The following is a 24,574-nucleotide window of genomic DNA, read 5'->3' on the forward strand; positions in this document are numbered from 1 at the left end:
GTGTAGTATTTTTTCATGCCGCGGCATGGATAGCAACGCACCGAAAAACCAAGGAGGTTGTTTTAATGGTTCGCACACGCTTTGCGCCGAGCCCTACCGGTTTCATGCACGTCGGAAACCTCAGAACGGCGCTGTACGAGTATCTGGTGGCGAAGTCCCAAAACGGCACGTTTGTGCTCAGAATTGAAGACACAGATCAGGAGCGCTATGTAGAAGGCGCAACAGACGTTATATATAATACACTGCAGCAAGTCGGTCTGCAGCATGACGAAGGACCGGACATCGGCGGCGAATACGGCCCGTATGTACAGAGCGAACGCAAGGATATTTATAAACCCTACGCAGAGCAGCTTGTGCGCGAGGGCAAGGCATACTATTGCTTCTGCACCAAAGAGCGCCTCGAGTCCATTCATCAGGACGGCGAGTTCGGCGGCTACGACCGTCATTGCCGCGACCTGCCCGCAGAGGAAATCCGGAAGAACCTCGACGCCGGTATGCCGTATGTCATTCGTCAGCGTGTGCCGCTCGAGGGCTCCACGTCCTTTGAAGACGCCGTTTACGGCACCATCACGATCGAAAACAAAGAGATCGAAGATCAGGTGCTTTTAAAGTCCGACGGCTACCCGACCTACAACTTTGCAAACGTCATCGACGACCACCTCATGCACATTACGCATGTCGTGCGCGGCTGCGAGTACCTCACCTCTACACCGAAGTACAACATGCTCTACGACGCGTTCGGCTGGGAAAAGCCGATTTATGTGCACCTGCCGCTCATCATGGGCAAAAACGAAGACGGCTCCGTCTCAAAGCTTTCGAAGCGCCACGGTTCCACAAGCTTTCAGGGCCTCCTCGAAGACGGCTACCTCGCGCCGGTCATCACGAACTACATCGCGCTGCTCGGCTGGTGCCCGAAGGATAATCAGGAAATTTTCTCGCTGAAAGAGCTCGAAGAAGCATTCTCCATCGACGGCATCAGCAAATCGCCCGCCGTGTTCGATTACGATAAGCTCCTGTGGTTCAATGGCGAGTACATCCGCAAGATGAACGGGGAAGAGTTCCGCACCGCGGCGATGCCGTACTACAAAGAGATTTTCGGCGACGCAGAAAAGCCGTACGATGTGCTCGACGCCATTTTGCAGCCGCGTATTTTGAAGTTTAAGGAAATCCCGAGCCTGCTCGGCTTTTTCAAAGAGCTGCCGGAATATTCCGCAGACCTCTTCATAAACAAAAAGAGCAAGGCAACGCTCGAGAACGCGCCCGTCATGCTGCGTGCCGCCATCGAGACGCTGTCCGCCATTGAAAACTGGCAGGTTGATACCATCCACGATGCACTCATTGCCCTCGCACAGAGCCTCGAAGTGAAAAACGGCACTCTGCTGTGGCCGGTACGCATCGCGGCGGCAGGCCAGACCGTTACCCCCGGCGGCGCTATGGAAATTCTCGCTGTGCTCGGCAAAGAGGAGGCACTGCGCCGTTTACAGCTCGGCCTTCAAAAGATCGAGAACGCATAAAGCAAGAGGAAAAACCTGATATTAGGAAAGGTATGGACAAATTATGAGTGAAGAGATCAAAAACGAAGCGGTCTCCGAGGAGATCAGCAGCAGTTTTATCGATGATTTTATTATAGAAGACCTCGCAGAGGGCGGTCGCTGCGAAGGCATGAAGGTGCACACCCGTTTCCCGCCGGAGCCGAACGGCTACCTGCACATCGGCCACGCCAAGGCGATCTACGTCGATTTCGGCACCGCAGAGCGCTTTAACGGCATCTGTAACCTGCGCATGGACGACACGAACCCCACAAAGGAAGACGTGGAGTACGTCGATGCCATCAAGGAAGATATCCATTGGCTCGGCTACGATTGGGAAGACCGCTTCTACTATGCTTCCGATTATTTTGAAGATATGTACAACGGCGCCGTAGAGCTCATCAAAAAGGGTCTTGCCTATGTTTGCGAGCTCACGCCTGACCAGATGCGTGAAATGCGCGGCGACCTCACCACCCCGGCGCAGAGCCCGTACCGTGACCGTCCGATGGAGGAGAGTCTCGACCTGTTTGCCCGCATGCGCGCCGGCGAGTTTGAAGACGGCAGAATGACGCTCCGCGCAAAGATTGACCTCGCTTCCGGCAACTTCAATATGCGCGACCCGGTCATCTACCGCATCAACCACATGCCGCACCATCGCACCGGTACCAAATGGTGCATTTACCCGATGTACGACTTCGCGCACCCCATCGAGGACGCCATGGAGCACATCACGCACTCGCTGTGTTCGTTGGAATTTGAGGATCACCGTCCGCTGTACGATTGGGTTATCAACAACGTCACGCTGCCCGCAAAGCCGCGTCAGATCGAGTTTGCCCGCCTTGGCATCAACAACACCGTCATGAGCAAACGCAAGCTGCGCGCACTCGTCGAAGGCGGTTATGTCAGCGGCTGGGACGACCCGAGAATGCCCACCATCTGCGGCCTGCGCCGCCGCGGCTACACCCCGGCCTCCATTCGCAATTTCAGCGTGCGCAACGGTGTTTCCAAGGTGAACTCTACCGTGGAATACAGCTTTCTCGAGCACTGCCTGCGCGAAGACCTGAACCTCACGGCAAAGCGCGTCATGGGCGTTCTGAACCCCGTAAAGCTCATTTTGACGAACTATCCCGAAGATAGGACCGAGACGTTCGAAGTTGAAAACAATCCGAACCGTCCCGAAGACGGTACCCGCACGGTCACGTTCGGCCGCGAGCTGTACATTGAAGCCGAAGACTTCATGGAGACCCCTGTAAAGGGCTATTTCCGCCTTTTCCCGGGAAATGAAGTGCGCCTCAAGACCACTTATGTTGTCAAATGTACCGGCTGCAAAAAGGACGAAAACGGCAACGTCGTCGAGGTCTATGCGGAGTATGACCCCGAGTCCCGCGGCGGCAACCCGGCAGACGGCCGCAAGATCAAGAGCACCATCCATTGGGTGGACGCGAAGAACGCCGAAGACGCCGAAATTCGCCTCTACGATAACCTCTTTACGGTGGAAGACCCGGATGCAGGCGATTTCTTAGAGCTTTTAAACCCGGATTCCCTCAAGGTCCTCACGGGCTGCAAGGTGGAAGCGAGCCTCAAAACCGCAAAGCCGGGCGAGAGCTTCCAGTTCATGCGTCAGGGCTATTTCTGCGTGGATAACAAGGATTCCGCAGAAGACCACCTTGTCTTCAACCGCTCCGTTTCGCTGAAGGACGGCTTCAAGAAAAAGAAGTAATGAAATAGTTGTCCGCACAGAGCAAAACCATGCGCTGTGCGGGCTTTTGTTGTTCCATTCAATCGGTGCTTTATTATTCGTCACCTTAATTTTAATTTTAGGTTGACGAAACGTTTTGTGTGTGGTAAACTGGTAGACGAAATTTTCGCTGCCGGTTTTGCCGGAAAGGAAATTTATGCGCATACAAGATGCAGTTTTAGACGCGCTTGAAAAAAATCGCGGAGAATACCTCTCCGGCGAGCAGCTTGCGTCGTCGCTCGGCGTTTCCCGCAATGCCGTGTGGAAAGCCATCCAAAAGCTTGAAGAAGCCGGCCATAAAATTCGCGCTGTGCCAAAGCGCGGCTACACGCTGGCGCCGGAAAGCGATGTGCTCACCGTGCAGAGTGTCTCACGGTTCCTCGATACCGATATGCCGGTTTACTTGCAGGTGCAGACCGAAGTCACCTCCACCAATACGCTTTTAAAGGCACAGGCGGAGCAGGGCGCGCCGGAGGGTACCGTGCTCATTGCGGAATCGCAGACAGCAGGCAAGGGCAGGCTCGGTCGGCACTTCACGTCGCCGCCGGGTACAGGTATTTATTTCAGCCTGCTGCTCCGCCCGCACTGCACCGCTGAAAAATCGCTTTTCATCACGACTACCGCAGCAGTCGCCGTGTGCGAAGCCATCGAGCAGGTCACGGGGTTAAATCCGCAAATCAAATGGGTGAACGACGTTTACCTCAACGAAAAAAAGGTCTGCGGCATTTTAACGGAAGCTTCCGTTGATTTTGAAAACGGCGGTCTCAACTGGGCCGTGCTCGGCATCGGCATCAACATCGCCGTGCCGGAAGGGGGCTTCCCGGAGGAGATTCGCTCCACCGCCGGTGCTATTTTCGACGGCCCGTGCCCCGTGGAGATGCGCAGCCGCATTTCGGCTGCCGTCATCAGTCGCTTTTTCGCGCTGTATAAGAACCTCGGCTCGAACGCGTTCATCGAATCGTACCGCAGCCATTCGTTTCTCACCGGCCGCGCCATCACGTTTTCGCTCGGGGAGGAGACGTACCGCGGTGTCGTCACCGGTATCAGCGACGAAGCGCACCTGCTCGTCCGTCTCGATAGCGGAGAGGAGCGCGCGTTCTCCGCAGGTGAGGTGCAGATCCACAAGGGCTTTGCAAACCCGAAAGCCGAATAAACTGCTTAGTGTGCCGTATTCCGAAATGAATAGGGGTAAATAACATGAACAGCAACAGAGAGAAAATCACCAATATCGTCATGGTCGGCGTATTCGCCGCCGTGCTCGCCGTTTTGTCGCAGATTTCGTTCCCGCTGCCGAGCGGTATCCCGGTCACCTTACAGACCTTCGCGGTTGCCCTGTGCGGCTATGCACTCGGCTGTAAGCGCGGCACGCTCGCCGTGCTCGTCTATATCGTGCTCGGCGCTGTCGGGTTGCCGGTGTTTGCAAACTTCTCCGGCGGCTTCGGTTCGCTTGTCGGTCTCGCGGGCGGCTACATCTACGGCTTCCTGCCCATGGCTGCGCTGTGCGGTCTCGGCACAAAAATGCCGCACCGTGTGCTCGCCATTGTACTCGGCGTTGCGGGCCTTGCGGCTTGCCATCTGTGCGGCACCGTTCAGTTCGGCATGATCTCCGGCAACGGCCCGTGGGCGGCGTTCCTTGTGGCCTCCGTGCCGTACCTCGTCAAGGATATCGTCTCCGTTGCGGCGGCTTACGGCGTAGCGACTGCTCTCAGTTTCGCGCTGAAGAAGAGCGGCATTCACATCGCAGCGTAAAAGCGTTTCACAAAGCGTTTGGAATAAAATAGAAACCGAAAAGGCCGTCTGCAAGGGAAAGTCCCGCGCAGGCGGTCTTTTGCTTTGACATCAATACAGCATTGTGCTATACTGAATTTTCAAGGGAGCATTCGCGCCCAATACACGATAAAGGAGGCTGTACCATGGATGTTCGGGTAGGCGACAAATTACAAATGAAAAAGCCGCACCCCTGCGGGACAAACGTGTTTGAAGTGCTGCGCATCGGCGCGGATTTTAAAATCCGCTGCACCGGCTGCGGCAGAGAAGTCATGGTGCCCCGCCACAAGTGTGAAAAGAACATTCGCAAGATCGTGCGCGAAAGTGCTGGCAGCGAGCAGTAGCGCCTCTCAGACCGTTTCATTTTACTATCTGTCTGAAAGGAAGCTTTGCTATGTTTGAAAATCTCTCGGTTTTTGAAAACCGATATGAAGAGCTTAATATGAAGCTCTATGATCCCGCCGTTGCGGCAGACCGCAATCTCTACCGCGACCTCATGAAGGAGCACAAAGAAATCGAACCCATCGTGGAAAAATACCGCGCCTTAAAAAAGGCCGAAGCGTCGCTCGAGGATGCCGAAGCGATCTTAAACGACTCCGAAGCCGATAAAGAGCTGCGCCAAATGGCGAGCGACGAGATGAGCTGCGCCAAAAGCGACATCGAAAGCATCTCGGAAGAACTCAAAATTTTATTATTGCCCCGCGACCCCAACGACGACCGCAGTGTTATCGTGGAAATTCGCGGCGGCGCAGGCGGCGAGGAAGCGGCGCTGTTCGCCTATAACCTCTACCGCATGTACAATATGTACGCCGAAAAACGCGGCTGGAAAACGGAGATCGTCAGCCTGAATGAAACGGAGCTTGGCGGCTTTAAGGAAGTCAGCTTCACAATCGACGGTGACGGCGCGTATTCCAGATTAAAATTTGAAAGCGGCGTGCACCGCGTGCAGCGCGTGCCGGAAACGGAAACGCAGGGCCGCATCCACACAAGCACCGCTACGGTCGCCGTTTTACCGGAAGCCGATGAGGTCGAGCTCGAGATCGACCCGAAAGATTTAAAGATTGACACATTCCGCTCCAGCGGCGCGGGCGGGCAGCACATCAACAAAACGTCGTCTGCCATCCGTGTTACGCACCTGCCCACCGGCACGGTCGTCGAGTGCCAGGACGAGCGCAGCCAGTACAAAAACAAAGATAAAGCCCTGCGCGTCCTGCGTGCCCGACTGTTAGACGCTAAGGTGGCGGCGCAAAACGCCGAGATTGCCGCAAACCGCAAAAGTCAGGTCGGCACCGGCGACCGTTCGGAGCGCATCCGCACCTACAACTACCCGCAGCTGCGCGTGACCGATCACCGCATAGGCCTGACAATCTACCGCCTGTTCGACGTCTTAAACGGCGACCTCGATGAAATCATTGACGCACTCATCGCCGCAGACCGCGCCGAAAAATTGAAAGAGAGCATGGAGAACGGATGAAAATGGATACGCGATTATTGGATGAAAAAAACGAACAGGATATAAAAGAAGCGGGGAAGATTCTGCGCCGCGGCGGCCTTGTCGCCATCCCCACGGAGACCGTCTACGGCCTCGCCGGCAATGCGCTGGACCCTACCGTCTCCGCACAGATCTACAAAGTGAAGGGTCGCCCGTCGGATAATCCGCTCATCGTGCATATCGCGGATATCAAAGAATTGCCTGCGCTTGTCGAAGAGATTCCCGCAGCTGCCAAAAAGCTTGCAGATGCCTTTTGGCCGGGCCCGCTTACCATCATCATGAAAAAATCACCGCTTGTGCCGATGCAGACGACCGGCGGTCTCGATACGGTTGCCGTCCGCATGCCGTCCGATCCCACCGCGCGGGCGATCATTAACGCCGCAGGCGTGCCGCTTGCCGCGCCGTCCGCGAATCTCTCCGGCCTGCCCAGCCCCACATCATTCCCGCATGTGTGCGATGATCTCATGGGCCGCGTAGACGGCATCGTGAACGGCGGCGACTGCGAGGTCGGCGTGGAGTCCACCGTTATTACCGTCGTCACCGAGGTACCGCGTGTGCTGCGCCCGGGCGGCATTTCCGTGGAGCAGCTGCGCCGCGTGCTCGGCAGGGTAGACGTGGACCGCGCCGTGCTGGAAAAGCCCGCGGAAAACGCCAAGGTCGCCTCGCCCGGCATGAAATATAAGCACTACGCGCCGAAAGCGGATGTCTACATGGTGGACGCTTCCGCCGAAGACTACGCCGCGTTTTTGCATACGCACTCCGAAGCAGCTGCACTTTGCTTTAACGAAGACGTGCCGTACCTCAAAAACCGGTGCGTGCCCTACGGCAGCGCCGCAGATTCCCTTTCGCAGGCGCATGGGCTTTTCACGTCGCTCCATCACCTCGATGAGATCGGCGCAAAGACCGTTTACGCCCGTATGCCGCGCAAAAGCGGCGTAGGCCTTGCGGTTTATAACCGTCTCATCCGCGCTTGTGCGTTCCGCATCGTAACGCCGAACGAGCAGCTCGTCATCGGCCTTACGGGCCAGACCGGCGCGGGCAAATCGACGGTCGCAAAGCAGCTTAAGGCGCGCGGCTGCGTCATCATCGACTGCGACGCCGTTACGCACGATCCGTCTCTTTATGCAGGAACATGTCTTACGGAGTTGCAAAATGCGTTCGGCCGTGCTATTATAAAGGAAGACGGCACGTTAGACCGCCGCCGTCTCGCAAACCTCGCGTTTGCAAGCGAAGAGGGCAAAGCGAAGCTGAACGCCATCACACATCCCGTGATCTTAGCGCGTCTCAAAAAGGAGATTGCCGCATATAAAGATGCAAAGGTCATCGTGCTTGACGCTCCGACGCTGTTTGAAGCCGGTGCAGATCGCCTTTGCCGCCGCGTGGTCTCCGTTCTTGCGGATGAAACCGTGCGCCTTGGGCGCATCTGCCGCCGCGACGGTCTCACGGAGCAGGAGGCCCTGACGCGCATGCATGCCCAGCAGAGCGACGATTTTTACATCGACCGCTCCGATTACACACTCGATAACACCGTCGCTGTTTCGGCGGACAATATGGATAATATGCTCGCAGTGCTCGGCTGCGCACACCCCGGTGAATCCGATTGAATAAGAGAAGCAAACATTTAAAAAAGTCCAAAAAGAAGCCCTTGTGGCCATGGATTCTTATCGCTGGCATTGCAGCTGCCGTGCTCGTTGTTTTCGCGGTGCAAAGGCTGCATCCCGATGTAGACCACATGCTTTACCCGCGCAAGTACGGATCCATCGTCAAAAAAGAAGCGAAGGAGTACGACTTGCCGCAAAGCCTTGTCTATGCCGTCATCAAGGCGGAAAGCGATTTCGACCCCGAGGCGGAGTCCCCGGTCGGCGCGCTCGGGCTTATGCAGATGATGCCCGAAACGTTTGACTGGATGCAAACGCATATCGGCGGGGAATATGACGCAAGCGCTTTGCTCGACCCCGAAATCAGCATCAAATACGGCTGTGCGCTGCTGCGCGTGCTCTTAAACGAGTACGACAACCTCGCCACAGCGGTCTGCGCCTACAATGCAGGCATGGGAAACGTTACGTCGTGGCTTTCGGACCCCGCATATTCCGAAGACGGAGTGACCTTAAAAGAAATTCCGTTTGAAGAAACGCGTCTTTACGTTCAGAAAGTCCTTCAGTATAAAGAAACTTACGAAAAATTGTATGGGGGAATTGAAAATGGCTAAAAAAGCAGCGGAAAAATCCGCAAAAGAGCTGTCCGAAATGCTCCTCAACCCGCGCAAGAACGGCTTTTTCAAGGTCACAGATGAGAAGATCGAAAAAGCCGATAAGTTCTGCGAAGGCTACAAGGCATTTTTAAACAGCGCCAAAACCGAGCGCGAGTCCGTTGAGTACGCGGTCGCGGCTGCAGAAAAGCACGGCTTTGTGCCGTTCGACCCGAAGCACAAGTATGCGGCGGGCGACAAAGTGTATTACAACAATCGCGGTAAAGCAATTTGCCTTGCCATCATGGGTAAAGAGGGCTGCAAAAACGGCGTTCGCATTGCCGCAGCACACATCGATAACCCGCGTCTCGACTTAAAGCCCATCCCGCTTTATGAATCCTCCGAGATGGCGTACCTCAAAACGCACTACTACGGCGGCATCAAAAAGTACCAGTGGACGGCGATTCCGCTCGCCATGCACGGCGTTGTCGTGAAGAGCGACGGCACGGTCATCAAGGTCTGCATCGGTGAAGAAGCGGGCGATCCGCAGTTCACCATCACAGACATTTTGCCGCACCTCGGTCAGGATCAGGCTACAAAGCCGCTGGGTACTGCCTTTACAGGCGAAGACCTTAACATCCTCATCGGCAGCCGCCCGGTTCGCGACGAGGAGGCTAAGGATGCATATAAGCTGAACATCATGCGTCTCTTAAACGAGAAGTACGGCATCATAGAAGCCGACCTCATCTCCGCAGAGATCGAGTTCGTCCCGGCGTTCAAGGCGGTGGATATCGGCTTTGACCGCAGCCTCGTCGGCGCTTACGGCCACGATGACCGCGTCTGCGCATACCCGGCACTTGAAGCTATCCTCAACTGCAAGAACCCGGTGCAGACCGTCGTCACTGTGCTCACCGATAAGGAAGAGACCGGCAGCGACGGCAACACGGGTCTCAACTCCGAGTACATGCGTTACTTCATCGCTGACCTCGCGCAGGCAGAGGGTGAAGAGCCGCGCCACGTGCTCTCCAAGTCCACCTGCATTTCCGCCGACGTCACCGCGGCATATGATCCGCATTATGCTTCCGTTTACGAGGCACAGAACTCCACCTACATCAACGGCGGTCTGGGCATAGCCAAGTACACCGGCGCACACGGCAAGGGCGGTACGTCCGACGCGAACGCAGAGTTCGTCGCCAAAATCCGCCGCACGTTTGACGATGCAGGCGTGCTTTGGCAGATCGGCGAGCTCGGCAAGGTCGATCAGGGCGGCGGCGGCACGGTCGCAAAGTTCATCGCGAACCTCAATGTCGACGTGCTCGACATCGGTGTGCCGGTGCTTTCCATGCACGCACCGTTTGAGGTTGTCTCCAAGCTCGACGTCTACATGGCCTACAAGGGCTTCAAGGCGTTCTTCGACGAGAAGTAAGCTGTAAAGCAAAATAGCATTACATAAAATTCAAAAAGCTGCGCGTAAAGCAATAAAACTTTACGCGCAGCTTTTCTTTATATCTTCAAGCAAAAAGCCTGCCGCAAAGCGCAGCAGGCCCAATTCTTTGCGTTAAGATGTTTTGCTTTACAGCGGCAGCTGATCCAATTCGTCCTCTGTAAACACCGGGATGCCGTTCGCGTTCAGAAGCTCCACGGTTACACCGTTGCCGGGAATCTTGTTGCCCGTAAACGTGCCATCGTAAATGAGTCCTTTGCCGCAGGACGGACTTTTCGCCTTCATCACGGCAAAATCCACGTGATTCAGCTTCGCAAAGTACAGCGCCGTCTCTGCGCCTTTTGTGTACGCCTTCGTCACGTCCTTGCCTGCACAGGAGATCACCTTGTCACCCTGCCGCTCCGCCGGGTCGCGGGGCGTGGGCAGGCCGCCCATCTGCTCGGGACATACGCCGATGATCTTGTTGCTTTCTGCAAGCTTAATGAGCGCATCGCACTTGCAGCCGTCGCCCTTATAGCGGCATTCGCAGCCCAAAAGGCAACTGCTTGCCAAAATTACAGCCATGTTTATACCTTCTTTTAATTTGATTTTTGCACTAAAAGCGGGTCATTGCCCGTAGATTTCCGGTTCGTTCTCGTCCTGCTCGTAGATTTCCACGTTCGTCTTGCCGTCCACAGCTTCCAAATGCACGGCGATGATCTCGCGTAGAGAGGTGGGGATATTCTTGCCCACAAAATCAGGGCGAATGGGCAGCTCGCGGTGACCGCGGTCGACCAAAACGACCAGCCGAATGCGCGCCGGCCGCCCGAAACGGAACACCGCGTCGATTGCCGCGCGCACCGTGCGGCCCGTAAACAGCACATCGTCCACCAAAATGACTTCCTTGTCGTTGAGGTCGACCGGAAGTGTCTGCGTGTTCACAGTCGGCAGGTCGTGCCGCTTTGTCAGGTCGTCACGGTAGAATGTAATATCCAGTGTGCAGGTTTGCACCTTTACACCGGTGTGTGTCTCAATGTTCGCCGCAATCTGCTCCGCAAGCGGCACACCGCGCGTTTTGATGCCGATGAGCACCACGTTTTCGAGGTCGCGGCTTTTTTCAATGATTTCATAAGAAAGCCGCGTCAAAGCGCGCTTTACGGTAACATCGTCCATCAGCTGGGCTTTCAGCTTCATAGGCATGCTTGTCAATCCTTTTTTAAACTCTTTGATTTATTGTAGCATTTCGGCGCTTTTCCGTCAAGACGCGTCTCTTTCGGTTGATTTTTGTCAAAGCGTGTGCTATGATATGCTTTGAAAATAAACGAAACAAGGCGGTGCGCCGTCTTACGGACTAAGGAAGGTCAAACATGGAAGCATATCTTTCCAATCTTACGGTTTTCAACCACCCGCTCATCAAGCACAAGGTCAGCCACCTGTGCGACGTTAACACCGGCACCAAGGAATTCAGCGAACTCGTCAAAGAGCTTGCCATGCTTATGGGCTATGAGACACTCAAGGAGCTCAAAACGAAGGACGTGGAGATCCAGGCGCCGCTGCAGAAGATCATTACCCCGGTGCTTGCAGAGGATTTCACCATCGTTCCGATTCTGCGCGCCGGCCTCGGCATGGTAGACGGCCTGCGTGAGCTTTCGCCTACGGCAAAGGTCGGTCACATCGGCCTTTACCGCGACGAGGAAACCCTAAAGCCGATGACGTATTACTTTAAGCTTCCGGTCGATACCGCAGACGGCCCCGTCGTCGTTGTTGATCCGGCGCTTGCAACAGGCGGCAGCGCAGATGCAGCCATCCAGTTTTTAAAGGACGCAGGCTGCAAGAACATCAAGTTCATGTGCATTTTCGCGTCCGAAGTAGGCATCAAGCTGCTGTATGAAAAGCACCCGGATGTCAAAATCTACGCGGCAAACTACGCACCCGGCCCGCTGAACGAGAACGGCTACATTCCCACCGCAGCCGGCGACGCAGGCGATCGCCTGTGCGGCACAGTCAGCTATAAACCGAATAAAAACCAGTAATCCTTGTAAACGTAAAAGCTCTTCGCATGGTGCGGAGAGCTTTTTCTGTATTGTGCTGCCTTTTTTGATGAATATTCACAAACTATTCACAAGTGCGCGAATTACGTTGACTTTCGTCGAATGTTGTGCTATAGTTTAGTGTTAGAAAACGAAATACGATCTTTAACCCCGATACTGTGATATTGGCAAGATTGACTCTTAATACGTCTTTACAGACGGCGTGCTGACAAGGCTCAAGCTCTGCCCATTTTACAGGCAGAGCTTTTCTTTATGCTCGGAAAAGCATAGGGGAGAAGAGAACGTGTTTTGGGGTAAGAAATGAAACCACGGTTCGGAAGAAAGGAAATGATTTCATGAAGTTGATTTACGGCATCGAAGATAAGCCGAAGTTCAGCAAAACACTGGTCTTCGCATTCCAGCAGATGATCGCCATCATGGCGGCTACGCTGCTCGTACCGCTGCTTGTCACCAGCTACGGCCTGCAGGCAGACGCCGCAGCCGCACTGTTCGGCGCGGGCATCGGCACCATCGTATACCTGTTCTGCACCAAGCGCAGAAGCCCGGTATTCCTCGGCTCCTCGTTCACCTTCCTCGGCGCGTATGCGGCTACAATCGGTCAGAATTACGGCTACTGGGGCATGCTCATCGGCGTTGCGTTCGCAGGCCTTGTTTACGTCATCATCGGTCTTGTCATCAAGGTCGTCGGCTCCGGTTGGGTCAATAAGCTGATGCCGTCCGTCATCATCGGGCCGATCGTCGCGCTCATCGGTCTGTCCCTCTCCGGCACGGCAACAAGCTGGATCATGGGCAACGGCGCGGCAGCTGTCGTATACGGCGAGACCTACAACTGGGCTGCCATCATCTGCGGCATCTTCACCTTCTTCATGATTGTCATTGCGTCCGTTAAGGGCTCCAAAACCGTCAAGCTCATTCCGTTTATCGTCGGCATCGGCGCGGGCTATGCACTTGCACTCGTCTTTACAATCATCGGTATGGCAACGGGCACAGAGAGCCTCAAGCTCCTTTCCTTCCAGCCGTTCATCGATGCATTCGGCACATTCAGCATCACCAGCATCGTCGATTATCCGAAGTTCTTCTTCCTCAAAGCAATCGAGACGAACGGCCAGTATCCGCTTGATGCGGCTGCCATCGGCAACATCGCCATGATCTACATTCCGATCGGCGTCGTCGAGCTCGCACAGCACATCGCTGACCACAAGAACCTCAGCACGGTTGTCAACCGCGACCTCATCGCAGACCCGGGCCTCGATAAGACCCTCATCGGCGACGGCCTCGGCTCCATTGTGGGCGCGTTCTTCGGCGGCTGTGCAAACACCACCTACGGCGAGTCCATCGGCTGCATCGCCATCACCGGCAACGCTTCCGTCGTTTCCATCCTCACCGCGGCACTCGGCTGCATGGTGCTTTCCTTCTTCACTCCGTTCGTCGTGCTCATTAACTCCATTCCGAAGTGCGTCATGGGCGGCGCGTGCATCGCGCTCTACGGCTTCATCGCCGTTTCCGGTCTCCAGATGCTCCACCGTGTTGATCTCGGCAACAGTAAGAACCTGTTCGTCGTCAGCTCCATCCTCGTCTGCGGCATCGGCGGTTTGTACTTCGGCTTCGGCACGAACAGCATCACCGGCGGCGCTCTGCTGAACATCACGTCTTTGGCTGTTGCCCTCATCGTCGGCATTGTCACGAACCTCATCGTCAATAACGGCAAGCTCAGCAGCGGCGAGGACGGTCTTAGCAGTGCAGCTTCCGAAATGGGAAAGGTAGACCCGGAAACCACCGAGATCCCCTCCCGTAAAAGCAAAAAGAAGTAATTCTTCAAAAAATAGCGTTAACTGAAATGCACAGCGCCCGGGCTTCACGGCTCGGGCGTTTTTCTGTTGTAAAGGAATTCGACTTGCTTTTTTCCCGTCATCCGATATAATAATAAAAGATACCGAAAGAAAGGGGAGAGCACCGTGCGGAAACGAAAAAAATACAGCCCCATCCAAAAGCCGCATCCGCTGCATTTGGAGCGCATTATGAACCTAAAGCGTTGGACGGGCATTCTGCTTATCTGCGCCGCCGCTTTCATGGCGCTTGCACTGTTTGTCATGTGGGGTTTGCCGGTGCTTTTCCCGCCCGAAGATCCGGAGGATTCCCTGCCGCAGGCCACCGTACTGCCCACCGCGTCCCCCGCTGCAAGCACGGAGGAAAACGACTTGCCTATGCTCGAGGACAGCGTGAATCTGTTCGTCATCAACGAAGACCACCCTGCGGACGCGGATTTCGCCCCCGAGGAGACCGCCGAGTTTGACAGCGTCACGGTCGATGCCCGCATTGTGCCGGCACTCACCGCACTGTGCGATGCCGCAAAAGCAGACGGTGTCACGCTCAAGTTTTCCGGCGGCTATGTGTCCTATGCAGAGCAGGAAGCGCTTTATAACGCCGAAGTCGAGCGCCTTATCGCGGCAGGTTCCACCAAGATTATGGCGCGCGAAGACGCAAAATCCACCGTGTCCGCGCCCGGCACAAGCGACCTGCAAAGCGGCCTGTGCATCACTGTGCAGGACGACCCCGCAACGTTTTCGACAACGGATACCTACGGCTGGCTGCAAAGGAACATGGCGCATTACGGCTTTGTGTTCCGCTATCCCGCCGGAAAAGAGGACGAAACCGGAATTGAACGCAATGATCTTGTCCTGCGCTATGTCGGCACAGAGCACGCCGCCGCCATCCGCAGACTCTCCTTTTGCCTCGAAGAATACCTTCGCTACATCGGCGCCTAACGAAAAAAACGGATGCTTTCGGGAAGAAAAAGAAAAAAGTTTTCTGTTTTTTTTGAAAAAGACCTTGCATTTTAGAATTTTTTGTGCTAACATAATTAGCGCTATGTTTATGTGTTAACTTCGCTGTTAACCGACTAACCGCAGATCAACCGAAAGAGGTGACAGATATGAAGAATATACATCCGGACTATCAGGAAACGACCATTACCTGCGCATGCGGCAATGTGATTCACACGCGTTCCACAAAGAAGGACATCCGCGTTGAAATTTGCTCCAAGTGCCATCCGTTCTTTACGGGTAAGCAGAAGCTGGTTGATACAAGCGGTCGTGTTGATATGTTCAACAAGCGCTACGGTATCACGAAGTAAATTTATATGGATCGTTCAGGGCGGTGCTCTTTCGGGCATCGCCCATTTTTTCTCCAAAGGCAAATCGCGTTCGTTTCAAAACAGAGGGGAGCGGTAAAAATGGCAGAGTACAAAACCGTGCGGAAAAACGCGCAGGACCAGTTTGTGGAAAAGCGATCGCGTTTCATCGGCTATGCCTGCCCGGTGCAGACCGAGCAGGAGGCGCTCGATTTCATCACGTCCAAAAAATCCGAGCACTGGGATGCCAGTCACAACGTCTATGCGTATATCCTGCGCGACGGCACCATGCGCTTTTCGGATGACGGCGAGCCGCAGGGCACGGCCGGTATGCCGGTGCTGGATGTCCTGCGCAAAAGCGGCGTTACGGATGTCGTCACGGTCGCCACGCGCTATTTCGGCGGCATTCTGCTCGGGGGCGGCGGTCTCGTTCGTGCGTATTCGCACACCGCGTCCATCGCCCTGCAGGCGGCACAGATCATTACCATGCGCGAGTGCCTGCTGTTGTCGCTCACCTGCGATTACGGCCGGTACGGCCGCGTTGCATCGCTTGTTCCGGAATGCGGCGGCGTGACGGACGACACGGTCTTTGAGGAAAAAGTCACCGTTAAATTCCATTTGGCGCCCGAGCTGCTCGGCACATTCCGCAAAAAACTTGCGGATGCCACAAACGGGCAGGTCGATGTGACAGAAGACGGAAAAAAATTTTTTGAATTTGAAGAATAAAAGAAGTAATTTCGCCGTTTGCGGCGTATATAATACTATGAGGGCAAAAATCAGGGCGTTTTGCTCCGAGCTTTGCCCGTAATCCCAACGGCATCGCGCCGGCGGTCACGAAAGGGGGCGGTGGAATGCCGTTGCCGGAGTCCTTTATGCAGGACTTAAAATCGCGCTGCGACATTACAGACATCGTTTCCTCGTATGTCAACCTAAAGCGGCGCGGCAAAAACATGGTGGGACTGTGTCCCTTCCACAACGAAAAATCACCGTCCTTCAACGTCTACCCGGAGAATAACTCGTTTTACTGCTTCGGCTGCGGCGCGGGCGGCGATGTTATCACATTCATCCGTAAGATTGAAAATCTCGATTACATCGAGGCCGTGAAAATGCTCGCGGACCGCGTGGGGCTGCAAATGCCGGAGCAGGGCGTGGACGATTCCATGAGCCGCCTGCGTCAGCGCGTGCTGGAAATCAACCGCGAATCCGCCCGCTTTTTCCACAGCGCGCTTTTAAGCCCGGAGGGTAAGCCGGGGCTTGATTATTTCGCGCGCAGGCGCCTGCCCATGAAAATGATCCGCCATTTCGGGCTCGGCTGGGCGCCGGAAAGCCGCTTTGCGCTCGTTAATCACCTGCGCTCCAAGGGCTATTCCGAGCGCGAGATGATTGCGGCGAACGTCGCGGTGGAGACGCGCTCCGGCCGCGCGATGGATCGTTTCCACGCACGCGTCATGTTTCCTATCATTGATCTGCGCGGCAACGTGGTCGCGTTCGGCGGGCGTATTTTGACAAATGAAAAGCCGAAGTACATAAATACATCGGATACCCCGGTCTACCACAAGAGCAGCGGTCTTTTCGCGATGAATTTTGCAAAAAACGCGCTCGAAAACGACCGCATCATTTTAGCTGAGGGCTATATGGACGTCATCTCGCTGCACAAAGCGGGCATTGAAAATGCCATTGCGTCGCTCGGCACGGCACTCACCGCAGAGCAGGCGCGCATCATTGCCCGCTATGCGAAAGAGGTCGTCATTTGCTACGATTCCGACGAAGCCGGTCAAAAGGCCGCACAGCGCGCCATTCCCATTCTGCGCGGCGCAGGGCTTTTGGTGCGCGTCATGGCCGTGCCCGGCAACAAAGACCCGGACGAGTTCATCAACGCATGCGGTGATGAAGGCGCGGCGCGTTTCCGCAGGCTCATTGAGCAAAGCGGCAACGATGTGGAATACCGCCTTGCAAAGCTGAAAAGCGGGTATGATTTAAGCAACGAAAACGGGCGTATTCAATACCTGATGGCCGCCGTAGAGCTGCTGGCGGGCCTTGAAAACGCCATTGAGCGAGACGTGTACGTCAGCCGCCTTTCGCAGGAATTGAATGTTGACAAAAACGCCATTTTGCAGCAGATGTCCGTTTCCGTGCGCAAAAAAGCGCGTGCGGCGCAGCGGCAGCAGCAAAGGGACATGACGGAGCAGCTTTCCGCGCGGCGCGATACCGTAAACCCCGAAAAGCGCCGCTATGTTCGCGTGGCCAACGCCGAAGAGCGGCTCATCGCGTGCCTTTTCCACAATAATGACCTCGCACAGAGCCTGAACCGCCGCGTGCCGCCCGAAAAATTCGTGACGGCGTTCAATCGCCGGTTATATCAGAGCCTCCTGGGCAAGATTATAAACGAAGAAACGGTCACATCGCCGCAGATTACAGACTTTTCGGCGGAATGTACGCCGGACGAAATGGGACGCCTTGCGAAGATTGTGCAGGAAAACGCCGGCATCACCGCCAAAGACGCGGAAGAATACGTGCAGATCATTTTGAGCGAAGGTGCGTTGACCGATACCGATAAGGTGCGTGGTGCGAACCCCGCCGACCTGCAGGCACAGCTCGATGCACTGCGCAAACAGAAAAAATAGGAACGTTATGCTTTAAAACAGAATTGAGATAAAAAGGCAGCGTGCAGACGCTGCCGAGGGAATAAGGGAAAACACAGGAAAGGTATGATAAACTATGGCAGCACCCGATAAGAAAACCGTGATCCGCGATCTGATTGAGCTCGGCAAAAGCAAAGGCCAGCTCACCACAAAGGAGATCCTCGACGCCATCGGCGAATTGGATTTCGACCCGGAGCACATTGAAAAATTCTATGATACACTGGAATCGCACGGTATTGAGATTATCGATGACTTCAGCGATATCCAGATTGATGACATTGACCTTTCCAAAGTATCTGGCGCAGATACGGACGATTTTGATGCCGGCATGGGCATGGAAGGCGTCGCTATCGATGACCCGGTCAAAGTTTACCTGAAAGAGATCGGCCGCGTGCCGCTGCTTTCCTCCGAAGAAGAAGTGCGCCTTGCCATCGCCATCAAGGACGGCGACGAAGCCGCAAAGAAGCGCCTTTCCGAAGCGAACCTGCGTCTTGTCGTCAGCATCGCGAAGCGCTATCTCGGCCGTGGCATGCAGTTCCTTGACCTCATTCAGGAGGGCAATCTCGGTCTCATCAAGGCTGTTGAAAAGTTCGATTATACAAAGGGATTCAAGTTCTCCACTTACGCAACGTGGTGGATCCGTCAGGCCATCACGCGTGCCATCGCCGACCAGGCCCGCACCATCCGTATCCCGGTGCACATGGTGGAGACCATCAATAAGGTGAAGAAGGTCTCCAGTCAGCTGCTCCACACGAGCGGTCACGAGCCGACCGCGGAGGAAATCTCCGACGAGCTCGATATGCCGGTTGATAAGGTGCGCGAGATCATGCGCGTCGCACAGGAGCCTGTCTCCCTTGAAACGCCGATCGGTGAGGAAGAGGACAGCCACCTCGGCGACTTTATTCCGGACGACGACGCACCGGCCCCGGCAGATGCCGCTTCCCATACGCTGCTGCGCGAAACGCTCGGCGATGTGCTCGATTCCCTCACCCCGCGTGAGGAAAAGGTGCTGCGCTTGCGCTTCGGCCTTGAGGACGGCAGAAGCCGCACGCTCGAGGAAGTGGGCAAGGAATTCAATGTCACCCGTGAGCGTATCCGCCAGATTGAAGCAAAGGCGCTCAGAAAGCTCCGTCACCCGAGCCGCAGCAAGAAGCTGAAGGATTTTCTGGATTGATCCCGAAAGGATAGGCACATACCATGCACATGACACTGGAAGCGGACTACGCAGTCCGCATCGTGGAATTTTTGGCCGTGAACCCCGGGCGAGCAGATGCCAAAACGATCTCGGAGCGCACAAGCGTCACGCTGCGCTTTACGCTGAAGATTCTGCGCACGCTCGTTTCGGACGGCATCGTGCGCTCGTATAAGGGCGCAAAGGGCGGCTATGAGCTTGCAAAGCCGCCGAAGGAGATCACGCTGCGCAGCGTGATCGAGGCGGTGGAGGGGCCGTATATGATTTCCCGCTGCCAGGGCGATGCGTACAGCTGCCAGCGCACCTCGTGCCGTTTGCATCACATCTACGGTGAGGTCTCGCAGCTTGTGCGCGATAAGCTGGAGTCCTACACGTTCGCGTCTATTTGCTCCTGCGAGGATACCGAGGCGGACGAAAAAGGCGAGGGGAAAGAGGCAGAAACGTAAGCGAATCCGCGTAAAAGTACAGGCAAGTACATACTTAAAACGCAATAATTCGTTTTGAAAGTGGCTTTCGCTTTTTAACTTAATTTCTTCGGCATCCAAAATTCAACATAAACAAAACAAAAACCTTCCCGGTTTCCAAACGGAAACGAAACCGGGAAGGTTTTGCGTGTTTTTAAGCGGTATGAACGCCGTGAGACTCTGCACGGGCAAGAGCTGCGGCTCAGTTTATGCGGCTGCCGCCCCATTCCACCGCTGTGAAGCCGTCGCGGGCGGGAGCGGTGAGCGTTTGCGCGGGAATGTCAACTTTCTCTTCAAGCGGTTTCCACGCCATGAAGACCCGAAGGAGCGTGTCGGGCGCGGGGGAGATATCCAGCTGCGCCACCTGCGTATAGCAGTCGGACTGAAACGCGATGAGATTATAGGGGTTTTCCTGCATCTGGGGAAGCCAGTACACGATGAATTCATTCGCTTCTTTGCGGGTGAGTCCGAGGTCGCGCAAGGCATTTTCGAGGAAAGCGGCGGTGTCGCTGCCCGCTACGCAGAAGCCGTGGGAAAGGTCGTATTCCGCGCTGTCCGTGCCTTCCCAGTACAGGTAGTTATACGTTTGGCCGTTCTCGTCCGTCAGAGTACCGTCAGGTTTCGCCGAAACATGCCAGCCGGTTTTGTAATTCGGGTAGGTGCAAGTGAGCGTTCCGTCGTACGCGAGCGTAACCGAGACGTCCGTTTCTTCTTCCGGATAAAGATAAATCACCGGCTTTAACGTGAGTTGCTCTTCTTCACGTTCACGGCATGCCGAAAGCCCGCACACGAAGCTGATTGCAAGGGCCGCGGCGAAAATCTGCTTTGCGAAATGCTTTTTCATACAGTGTTCCTCCTCAAACCTAAAATGATTAGCAGCGGATAAAAATAAAGCCCGATTGCAGTTTACAAGGTCCATGTGCTATCGGGTATACGGGTCAAAATTCAATTTATTCTGCTTTGGAATTTGAGAAAAGAAAAAGGGAATAAAACTCGAAAAAATTCGGGAAAAGGCTTGACAAATCCACAGATACGGTGTATCATATTACAATGTATCATCATGGATAGATATGCCATTTCTTTCTCTGATCTGCATTATAACACAGTTCCGAAAAATAATCAAGCATAATCTATAAAATTCACATGAACGGATATTCTTTCCGCTGTTTTTAAGTGATTTTGCTTAAAAACACGGGTCAAATACTAAGAATGGAGTGGTTGAGTCAATGGTGAATGTTAAGCCGGTACAGCTTGGCAAGAACACACGCATGAGCTTCTCGCACATCAATGAAGTTCTCGATATGCCGAACCTGATCGAGATTCAGAAAAATTCCTACGACTGGTTCCTGAAGGAAGGTCTGAAGGAAGTTTTTGACGACGTCTCCGGCATTACGGATTTCAACGGAAATCTGGTTCTGGACTTCGTGAACTACAAGCTCGACGAAAAACCCAATTACACGGTAACGGAATGCAAAGAGCGCGATGCTACCTATGCGGCAGCCCTGCGCGTCACTGCACGCCTTCTCAACAAGGAAACGGGCGAGATCAAGGAATCTGAAGTCTTCATGGGCGATTTCCCGCTGATGACACCGTCCGGCACCTTTGTGATTAACGGCGCAGAACGTGTTATCGTTTCCCAGCTTGTTCGTTCTCCGGGCGTCTATTATAAGATGGAGTACGATAAAACAGGCAAACAGCTTTTCTCTTCCACCGTCATTCCGAACCGCGGCGCATGGCTGGAGTACGAAAACGATGTGAACGACGTACTCTACGTGCGTATCGATAAAAACAGAAAGCTCCCGATGACCGCGTTCATCCGCGCACTCGGTCTCGGCACCGACGAAGAGATCAAGGAATACTTCGGCGAAGACGAACGCATCCTTGCGACTATCGATAAGGATACCACGCACACCATGGAGGAAGGCCTCTTTGAGGTGTACAGAAAGCTCCGTCCGAGCGAGCCGCCTACGGTTGAAAGCGCGCAGTTCCATTTGAACGGCCTGTTCTTCGACCCGAGACGCTACGACCTCTCCAGAGTCGGCCGTTATAAGTACAATAAGAAGCTGAACCTTGCCGGCAGAATCACCGGCTGTCAGCTTTCCCGCCCGATCGTCAACCCGGCGACCGGCGAGGTGATGGCAGAGGCGGGCACCGTTGTGTCCCGCACGCTTGCCGAAGACATCGACAACGCCGGTGTGACCACCGCCTGGGTTGCCCTTGAGGACGACAAGGAGACGAAGGTCATCTCAAACGGTATGGTCGATATCGCAAAATACGTTTCCTTTGATGCAGAGGCAGAGTGCGGCATCAACGAACGTGTGCGCTACGCAGTGCTCTCCGAGATTCTCGAAGAGTGCGGCGACGACGAAGAGAAGCTCAAAGAGCAGCTCACCGCACGTCATGACGAGTTGATTCCGAACCACATCATCATCGATGATATTTTCTCCTCCATCAACTACATGACCTGCCTTGCTGTCGGTCTCGGCTTTACGGACGATATCGACCAGCTCGGCAACCGCCGTATCCGTTCCGTCGGCGAGCTGCTGCAGAACCAGTTCCGCATCGGCTTCTCCCGCTTGGAGCGCGTGATCCGCGAGCGCATGACGCTGCAGGGTCAGGATATGGAATCCCTTACACCGCATTCTCTCATCAATATCCGTCCGGTCGTTGCAGCGATCAAGGAGTTCTTCGGTTCTTCTCCGCTGTCCCAGTTCATGGACCAGACGAACCCGCTGGCAGAGCTGACGCATAAGCGCCGTCTCTCCGCTTTGGGCCCGGGCGGCCTTTCCCGTGACCGTGCGAGCTTCGAGGTTCGAGACGTTCACTACACACACTACGGCCGCATGTGCCCGATCGAATCCCCGGAAGGTCAGAACATCGGTCTGATCTCCTACCTTGCAACGTTCGCAAGAATCAACCACTACGGCTTCATTGAGGCGCCGTACAGAAAGATTGATAAGGCGACGGGCAAGGTAACGAACGAAGTCGTTTACATGACGGCGGACGTGGAAGACGAGTTCATCGTTGCGCAGGCAAACGAAAAGCTGAATGAAGACAACACCTTTGCAAACGACAGCGTTCTCGCACGTTTCAAGGGCGAGTTCATTCAGGTTGAGCCAACCCGCGTCGATTACATGGATATTTCCCCGCGTATGGTCTTCTCCGTTGCAACGGCGATGATCCCGTTCCTCGAAAACGATGACGCGAACCGTGCTCTGATGGGCGCGAACATGCAGCGTCAGGCAGTTCCGCTGCTCCGCACCGAGTCTCCGATCGTCGGTACCGGCATGGAGTATAAAGCAGGCGTTGACTCCGGCGTTTGCGTCCTGTGCGAACGCGCAGGTGTCGTTAAGAGCGTCAGTGCAGACCTCATTCGCGTGACGACCGATAACGGCGATATCGACGACTATGTCGTCACAAAGTTCATGCGTTCCAACCAGAGCACCTGCATCAACCAGGTCCCGATCGTCAACCGCGGCGACCGCGTTGAAGTGGGCGATGTTCTGGCGGACGGCCCGGCCATTAAGAACGGCGAGATTGCGCTCGGCAAGAACGCGCTCATCGGCTTCATGACCTGGGAAGGCTACAACTACGAGGACGCCGTCCTGCTGAACGAGAAAATCGTACGCGATGACGTTTACACCTCCATCCATATCGAAGAGTATGAGATGGAAGCCAGAGATACAAAGCTCGGCGCGGAAGAGATTACCCGCGACATCCCGAACGTCAACGAAGATCTGCTGCGCGACCTTGATGACCGCGGCATCATTCGTGTGGGTGCGGAGGTTCACGCCGGCGATATTCTGGTCGGTAAGGTCACGCCGAAGGGCGAAACCGAGCTGACCGCCGAAGAGCGCCTGCTGCGCGCCATCTTCGGTGAAAAGGCCCGCGAGGTCCGCGATACGTCCCTCCGTGTTCCGCACGGCGAGTACGGCACCATTGTGGACGTTAAGGTCTTCACGAGAGACAACTGCGATGAGCTGAGCCCCGGCGTCAACAAGGTCGTGCGCTGCTATATCGCACAGAAGAGAAAGATCTCCGTCGGCGATAAGATGGCCGGCCGCCACGGTAACAAGGGCGTTGTTTCCCGCATTTTGCCGATGGAAGAGATGCCGTTCCTGCCGGACGGTACACCGCTTGACATCGTTCTGAACCCGTTGGGCGTTCCGTCCCGTATGAATATCGGACAGGTTCTCGAGGTTCACCTCGGCATGGCGGCAAGCGCACTCGGCTGGAAGATTATGACCCCGGTATTCGACGGCGCACACGAAGCGGATATCCGCGAGTGCTTCCGCATGGCGGGCATGAGTGAGGACGGCAAGTTCCGTCTGCGCGACGGTCGTACCGGCGAGTATTTCGATAACCCGGTTACCGTTGGCTACATGTACTACCTCAAGCTCCATCATCTTGTTGACGATAAGATTCACGCCCGTTCCACCGGTCCGTATGCCCTCGTTACCCAGCAGCCTTTGGGCGGCAAGGCGCAGTTCGGCGGCCAGCGCTTCGGCGAAATGGAAGTTTGGGCGTTGGAGGCTTACGGCGCGGCTTACACCCTGCAGGAGATCCTGACGGTGAAGTCCGACGACGTTGTGGGCCGTGTAAAGACCTACGAAGCCATTGTTAAGGGCCAGAACGTGCCGAAGCCGGGCATTCCGGAATCCTTCCGCGTTCTTATCAAGGAACTGCAGGCACTCGGCCTCGACATCAAGGTACTGGATAAGGACAACGAGGAGATTGACCTGCGCCAGAGCTTCGACGATGACGATGATGTGGGTCTCACCCCGGGCGATCAGGTCTTTGATGAAGAAAACGTCGCAACGGACGGCGATTTCGACGGCTATTCCATCGAGAACGAAGACGGGGAAGAGGACGACTTCTTCTCTACCGGCGACGATGATGAGTTTGAAGGCTCCGATAACGATTTGTTTGACGGCATCGACGACGAGTTCTAATTTCGG

21 protein-coding genes are annotated in these 24,574 nt (G+C 55.1%); 18 read left to right on the top strand and 3 right to left on the bottom strand.

Annotated elements, in window-relative coordinates; genetic code table 11:
- Positions 1 to 65 precede the first annotated feature (65 nt).
- From gltX to R2K26_RS03185, 9 genes are all read left to right on the top strand, one after another.
- Positions 66 to 1,514, top strand: coding sequence for a glutamate--tRNA ligase (gene gltX, locus R2K26_RS03145; protein WP_316518742.1), 1,449 nt, complete (start codon positions 66 to 68; stop codon positions 1,512 to 1,514).
- Positions 1,515 to 1,557: 43 nt separating this feature from the next.
- Positions 1,558 to 3,249: a glutamine--tRNA ligase/YqeY domain fusion protein gene (locus tag R2K26_RS03150; protein ID WP_316518743.1), complete on the top strand. Its 1,692-nt coding sequence runs from the start codon at positions 1,558 to 1,560 to the stop codon at positions 3,247 to 3,249.
- A 175-nt stretch (positions 3,250 to 3,424) separates the two neighbouring features.
- Positions 3,425 to 4,420 (top strand): biotin--[acetyl-CoA-carboxylase] ligase, encoded by a 996-nt coding sequence (locus R2K26_RS03155; RefSeq protein ID WP_316518744.1) that lies wholly within the window; start codon positions 3,425 to 3,427, stop codon positions 4,418 to 4,420.
- 44 nt (positions 4,421 to 4,464) lie between these two features.
- Positions 4,465 to 5,016, top strand: a complete 552-nt coding sequence (locus R2K26_RS03160; protein ID WP_316518745.1) for a biotin transporter BioY — start codon at positions 4,465 to 4,467, stop codon at positions 5,014 to 5,016.
- A gap of 164 nt (positions 5,017 to 5,180) precedes the next feature.
- Positions 5,181 to 5,378, top strand: a complete 198-nt coding sequence (locus tag R2K26_RS03165) for a DUF951 family protein (RefSeq protein WP_176821211.1) — start codon at positions 5,181 to 5,183, stop codon at positions 5,376 to 5,378.
- Between the two features lie 50 nt (positions 5,379 to 5,428).
- Positions 5,429 to 6,508 carry a peptide chain release factor 1 gene (gene prfA / locus R2K26_RS03170; RefSeq protein ID WP_316518746.1) on the top strand — a complete coding sequence of 360 codons (1,080 nt, stop codon included), beginning with the start codon at positions 5,429 to 5,431 and terminating at the stop codon, positions 6,506 to 6,508.
- 2 nt (positions 6,509 to 6,510) lie between these two features.
- The gene (locus R2K26_RS03175; protein ID WP_316518747.1) at positions 6,511 to 8,130 is read left to right on the top strand and encodes an L-threonylcarbamoyladenylate synthase; all 1,620 of its coding nucleotides are present in this window, start codon (positions 6,511 to 6,513) and stop codon (positions 8,128 to 8,130) included.
- A gap of 41 nt (positions 8,131 to 8,171) precedes the next feature.
- On the top strand, positions 8,172 to 8,735 hold the full coding sequence (locus R2K26_RS03180; RefSeq protein ID WP_176821214.1) for a lytic transglycosylase domain-containing protein: 564 nt from the start codon (positions 8,172 to 8,174) through the stop codon (positions 8,733 to 8,735).
- Positions 8,728 to 10,140 (top strand): aminopeptidase, encoded by a 1,413-nt coding sequence (locus tag R2K26_RS03185; RefSeq protein ID WP_176821215.1) that lies wholly within the window; start codon positions 8,728 to 8,730, stop codon positions 10,138 to 10,140. The genes R2K26_RS03180 and R2K26_RS03185 overlap by 8 nt, the downstream gene beginning before the upstream one ends.
- Before the next feature lie 147 nt (positions 10,141 to 10,287).
- Here the strand turns inward: R2K26_RS03185 and R2K26_RS03190 are convergent, their stop codons facing one another.
- The gene (locus R2K26_RS03190) at positions 10,288 to 10,722 is read right to left on the bottom strand and encodes a DUF523 domain-containing protein (RefSeq protein WP_308448134.1); all 435 of its coding nucleotides are present in this window, start codon (positions 10,720 to 10,722) and stop codon (positions 10,288 to 10,290) included.
- A 42-nt stretch (positions 10,723 to 10,764) separates the two neighbouring features.
- Positions 10,765 to 11,331 (bottom strand): bifunctional pyr operon transcriptional regulator/uracil phosphoribosyltransferase PyrR, encoded by a 567-nt coding sequence (gene pyrR, locus R2K26_RS03195; RefSeq protein WP_176821318.1) that lies wholly within the window; start codon positions 11,329 to 11,331, stop codon positions 10,765 to 10,767.
- Between the two features lie 173 nt (positions 11,332 to 11,504).
- Between pyrR and upp the strand changes: the two genes are divergently transcribed.
- The 8 genes from upp (at position 11,505) to R2K26_RS03235 (ending at position 19,598) form a co-directional block, all read left to right on the top strand.
- Positions 11,505 to 12,170, top strand: coding sequence for a uracil phosphoribosyltransferase (gene upp / locus R2K26_RS03200; RefSeq protein ID WP_308448135.1), 666 nt, complete (start codon positions 11,505 to 11,507; stop codon positions 12,168 to 12,170).
- A gap of 353 nt (positions 12,171 to 12,523) precedes the next feature.
- Positions 12,524 to 13,999 (top strand): solute carrier family 23 protein, encoded by a 1,476-nt coding sequence (locus R2K26_RS03205; RefSeq protein ID WP_308448136.1) that lies wholly within the window; start codon positions 12,524 to 12,526, stop codon positions 13,997 to 13,999.
- A gap of 144 nt (positions 14,000 to 14,143) precedes the next feature.
- Positions 14,144 to 14,953, top strand: coding sequence for a M15 family metallopeptidase (locus tag R2K26_RS03210; protein ID WP_308448137.1), 810 nt, complete (start codon positions 14,144 to 14,146; stop codon positions 14,951 to 14,953).
- A gap of 167 nt (positions 14,954 to 15,120) precedes the next feature.
- Positions 15,121 to 15,321, top strand: coding sequence for a 50S ribosomal protein L31 (gene rpmE, locus R2K26_RS03215; RefSeq protein WP_176821220.1), 201 nt, complete (start codon positions 15,121 to 15,123; stop codon positions 15,319 to 15,321).
- A gap of 99 nt (positions 15,322 to 15,420) precedes the next feature.
- Positions 15,421 to 16,044, top strand: a complete 624-nt coding sequence (locus R2K26_RS03220; protein ID WP_176821221.1) for a YigZ family protein — start codon at positions 15,421 to 15,423, stop codon at positions 16,042 to 16,044.
- Between the two features lie 125 nt (positions 16,045 to 16,169).
- Positions 16,170 to 17,942, top strand: coding sequence for a DNA primase (gene dnaG / locus R2K26_RS03225; RefSeq protein WP_308448138.1), 1,773 nt, complete (start codon positions 16,170 to 16,172; stop codon positions 17,940 to 17,942).
- 94 nt (positions 17,943 to 18,036) lie between these two features.
- Positions 18,037 to 19,134, top strand: coding sequence for an RNA polymerase sigma factor RpoD (gene rpoD / locus R2K26_RS03230; protein WP_176821223.1), 1,098 nt, complete (start codon positions 18,037 to 18,039; stop codon positions 19,132 to 19,134).
- Between the two features lie 23 nt (positions 19,135 to 19,157).
- On the top strand, positions 19,158 to 19,598 hold the full coding sequence (locus tag R2K26_RS03235; RefSeq protein WP_316518749.1) for an Rrf2 family transcriptional regulator: 441 nt from the start codon (positions 19,158 to 19,160) through the stop codon (positions 19,596 to 19,598).
- Positions 19,599 to 19,818: 220 nt separating this feature from the next.
- Here R2K26_RS03235 and R2K26_RS03240 read toward each other — a convergent pair whose 3' ends face one another.
- Complete coding sequence (locus tag R2K26_RS03240; protein ID WP_316518750.1) at positions 19,819 to 20,460, bottom strand: hypothetical protein; 642 nt, start codon at positions 20,458 to 20,460, stop codon at positions 19,819 to 19,821.
- Positions 20,461 to 20,842: 382 nt separating this feature from the next.
- On the opposite strand from R2K26_RS03240, the gene rpoB reads away from it, so the two are divergent.
- Positions 20,843 to 24,568, top strand: coding sequence for a DNA-directed RNA polymerase subunit beta (rpoB, locus tag R2K26_RS03245; RefSeq protein WP_316518752.1), 3,726 nt, complete (start codon positions 20,843 to 20,845; stop codon positions 24,566 to 24,568).
- Positions 24,569 to 24,574 lie beyond the last annotated feature (6 nt).

This window comes from Neglectibacter sp. CSJ-5 (assembly GCF_032490475.1).
Classification (GTDB): domain Bacteria; phylum Bacillota; class Clostridia; order Oscillospirales; family Acutalibacteraceae; genus Hominenteromicrobium; species Hominenteromicrobium mulieris.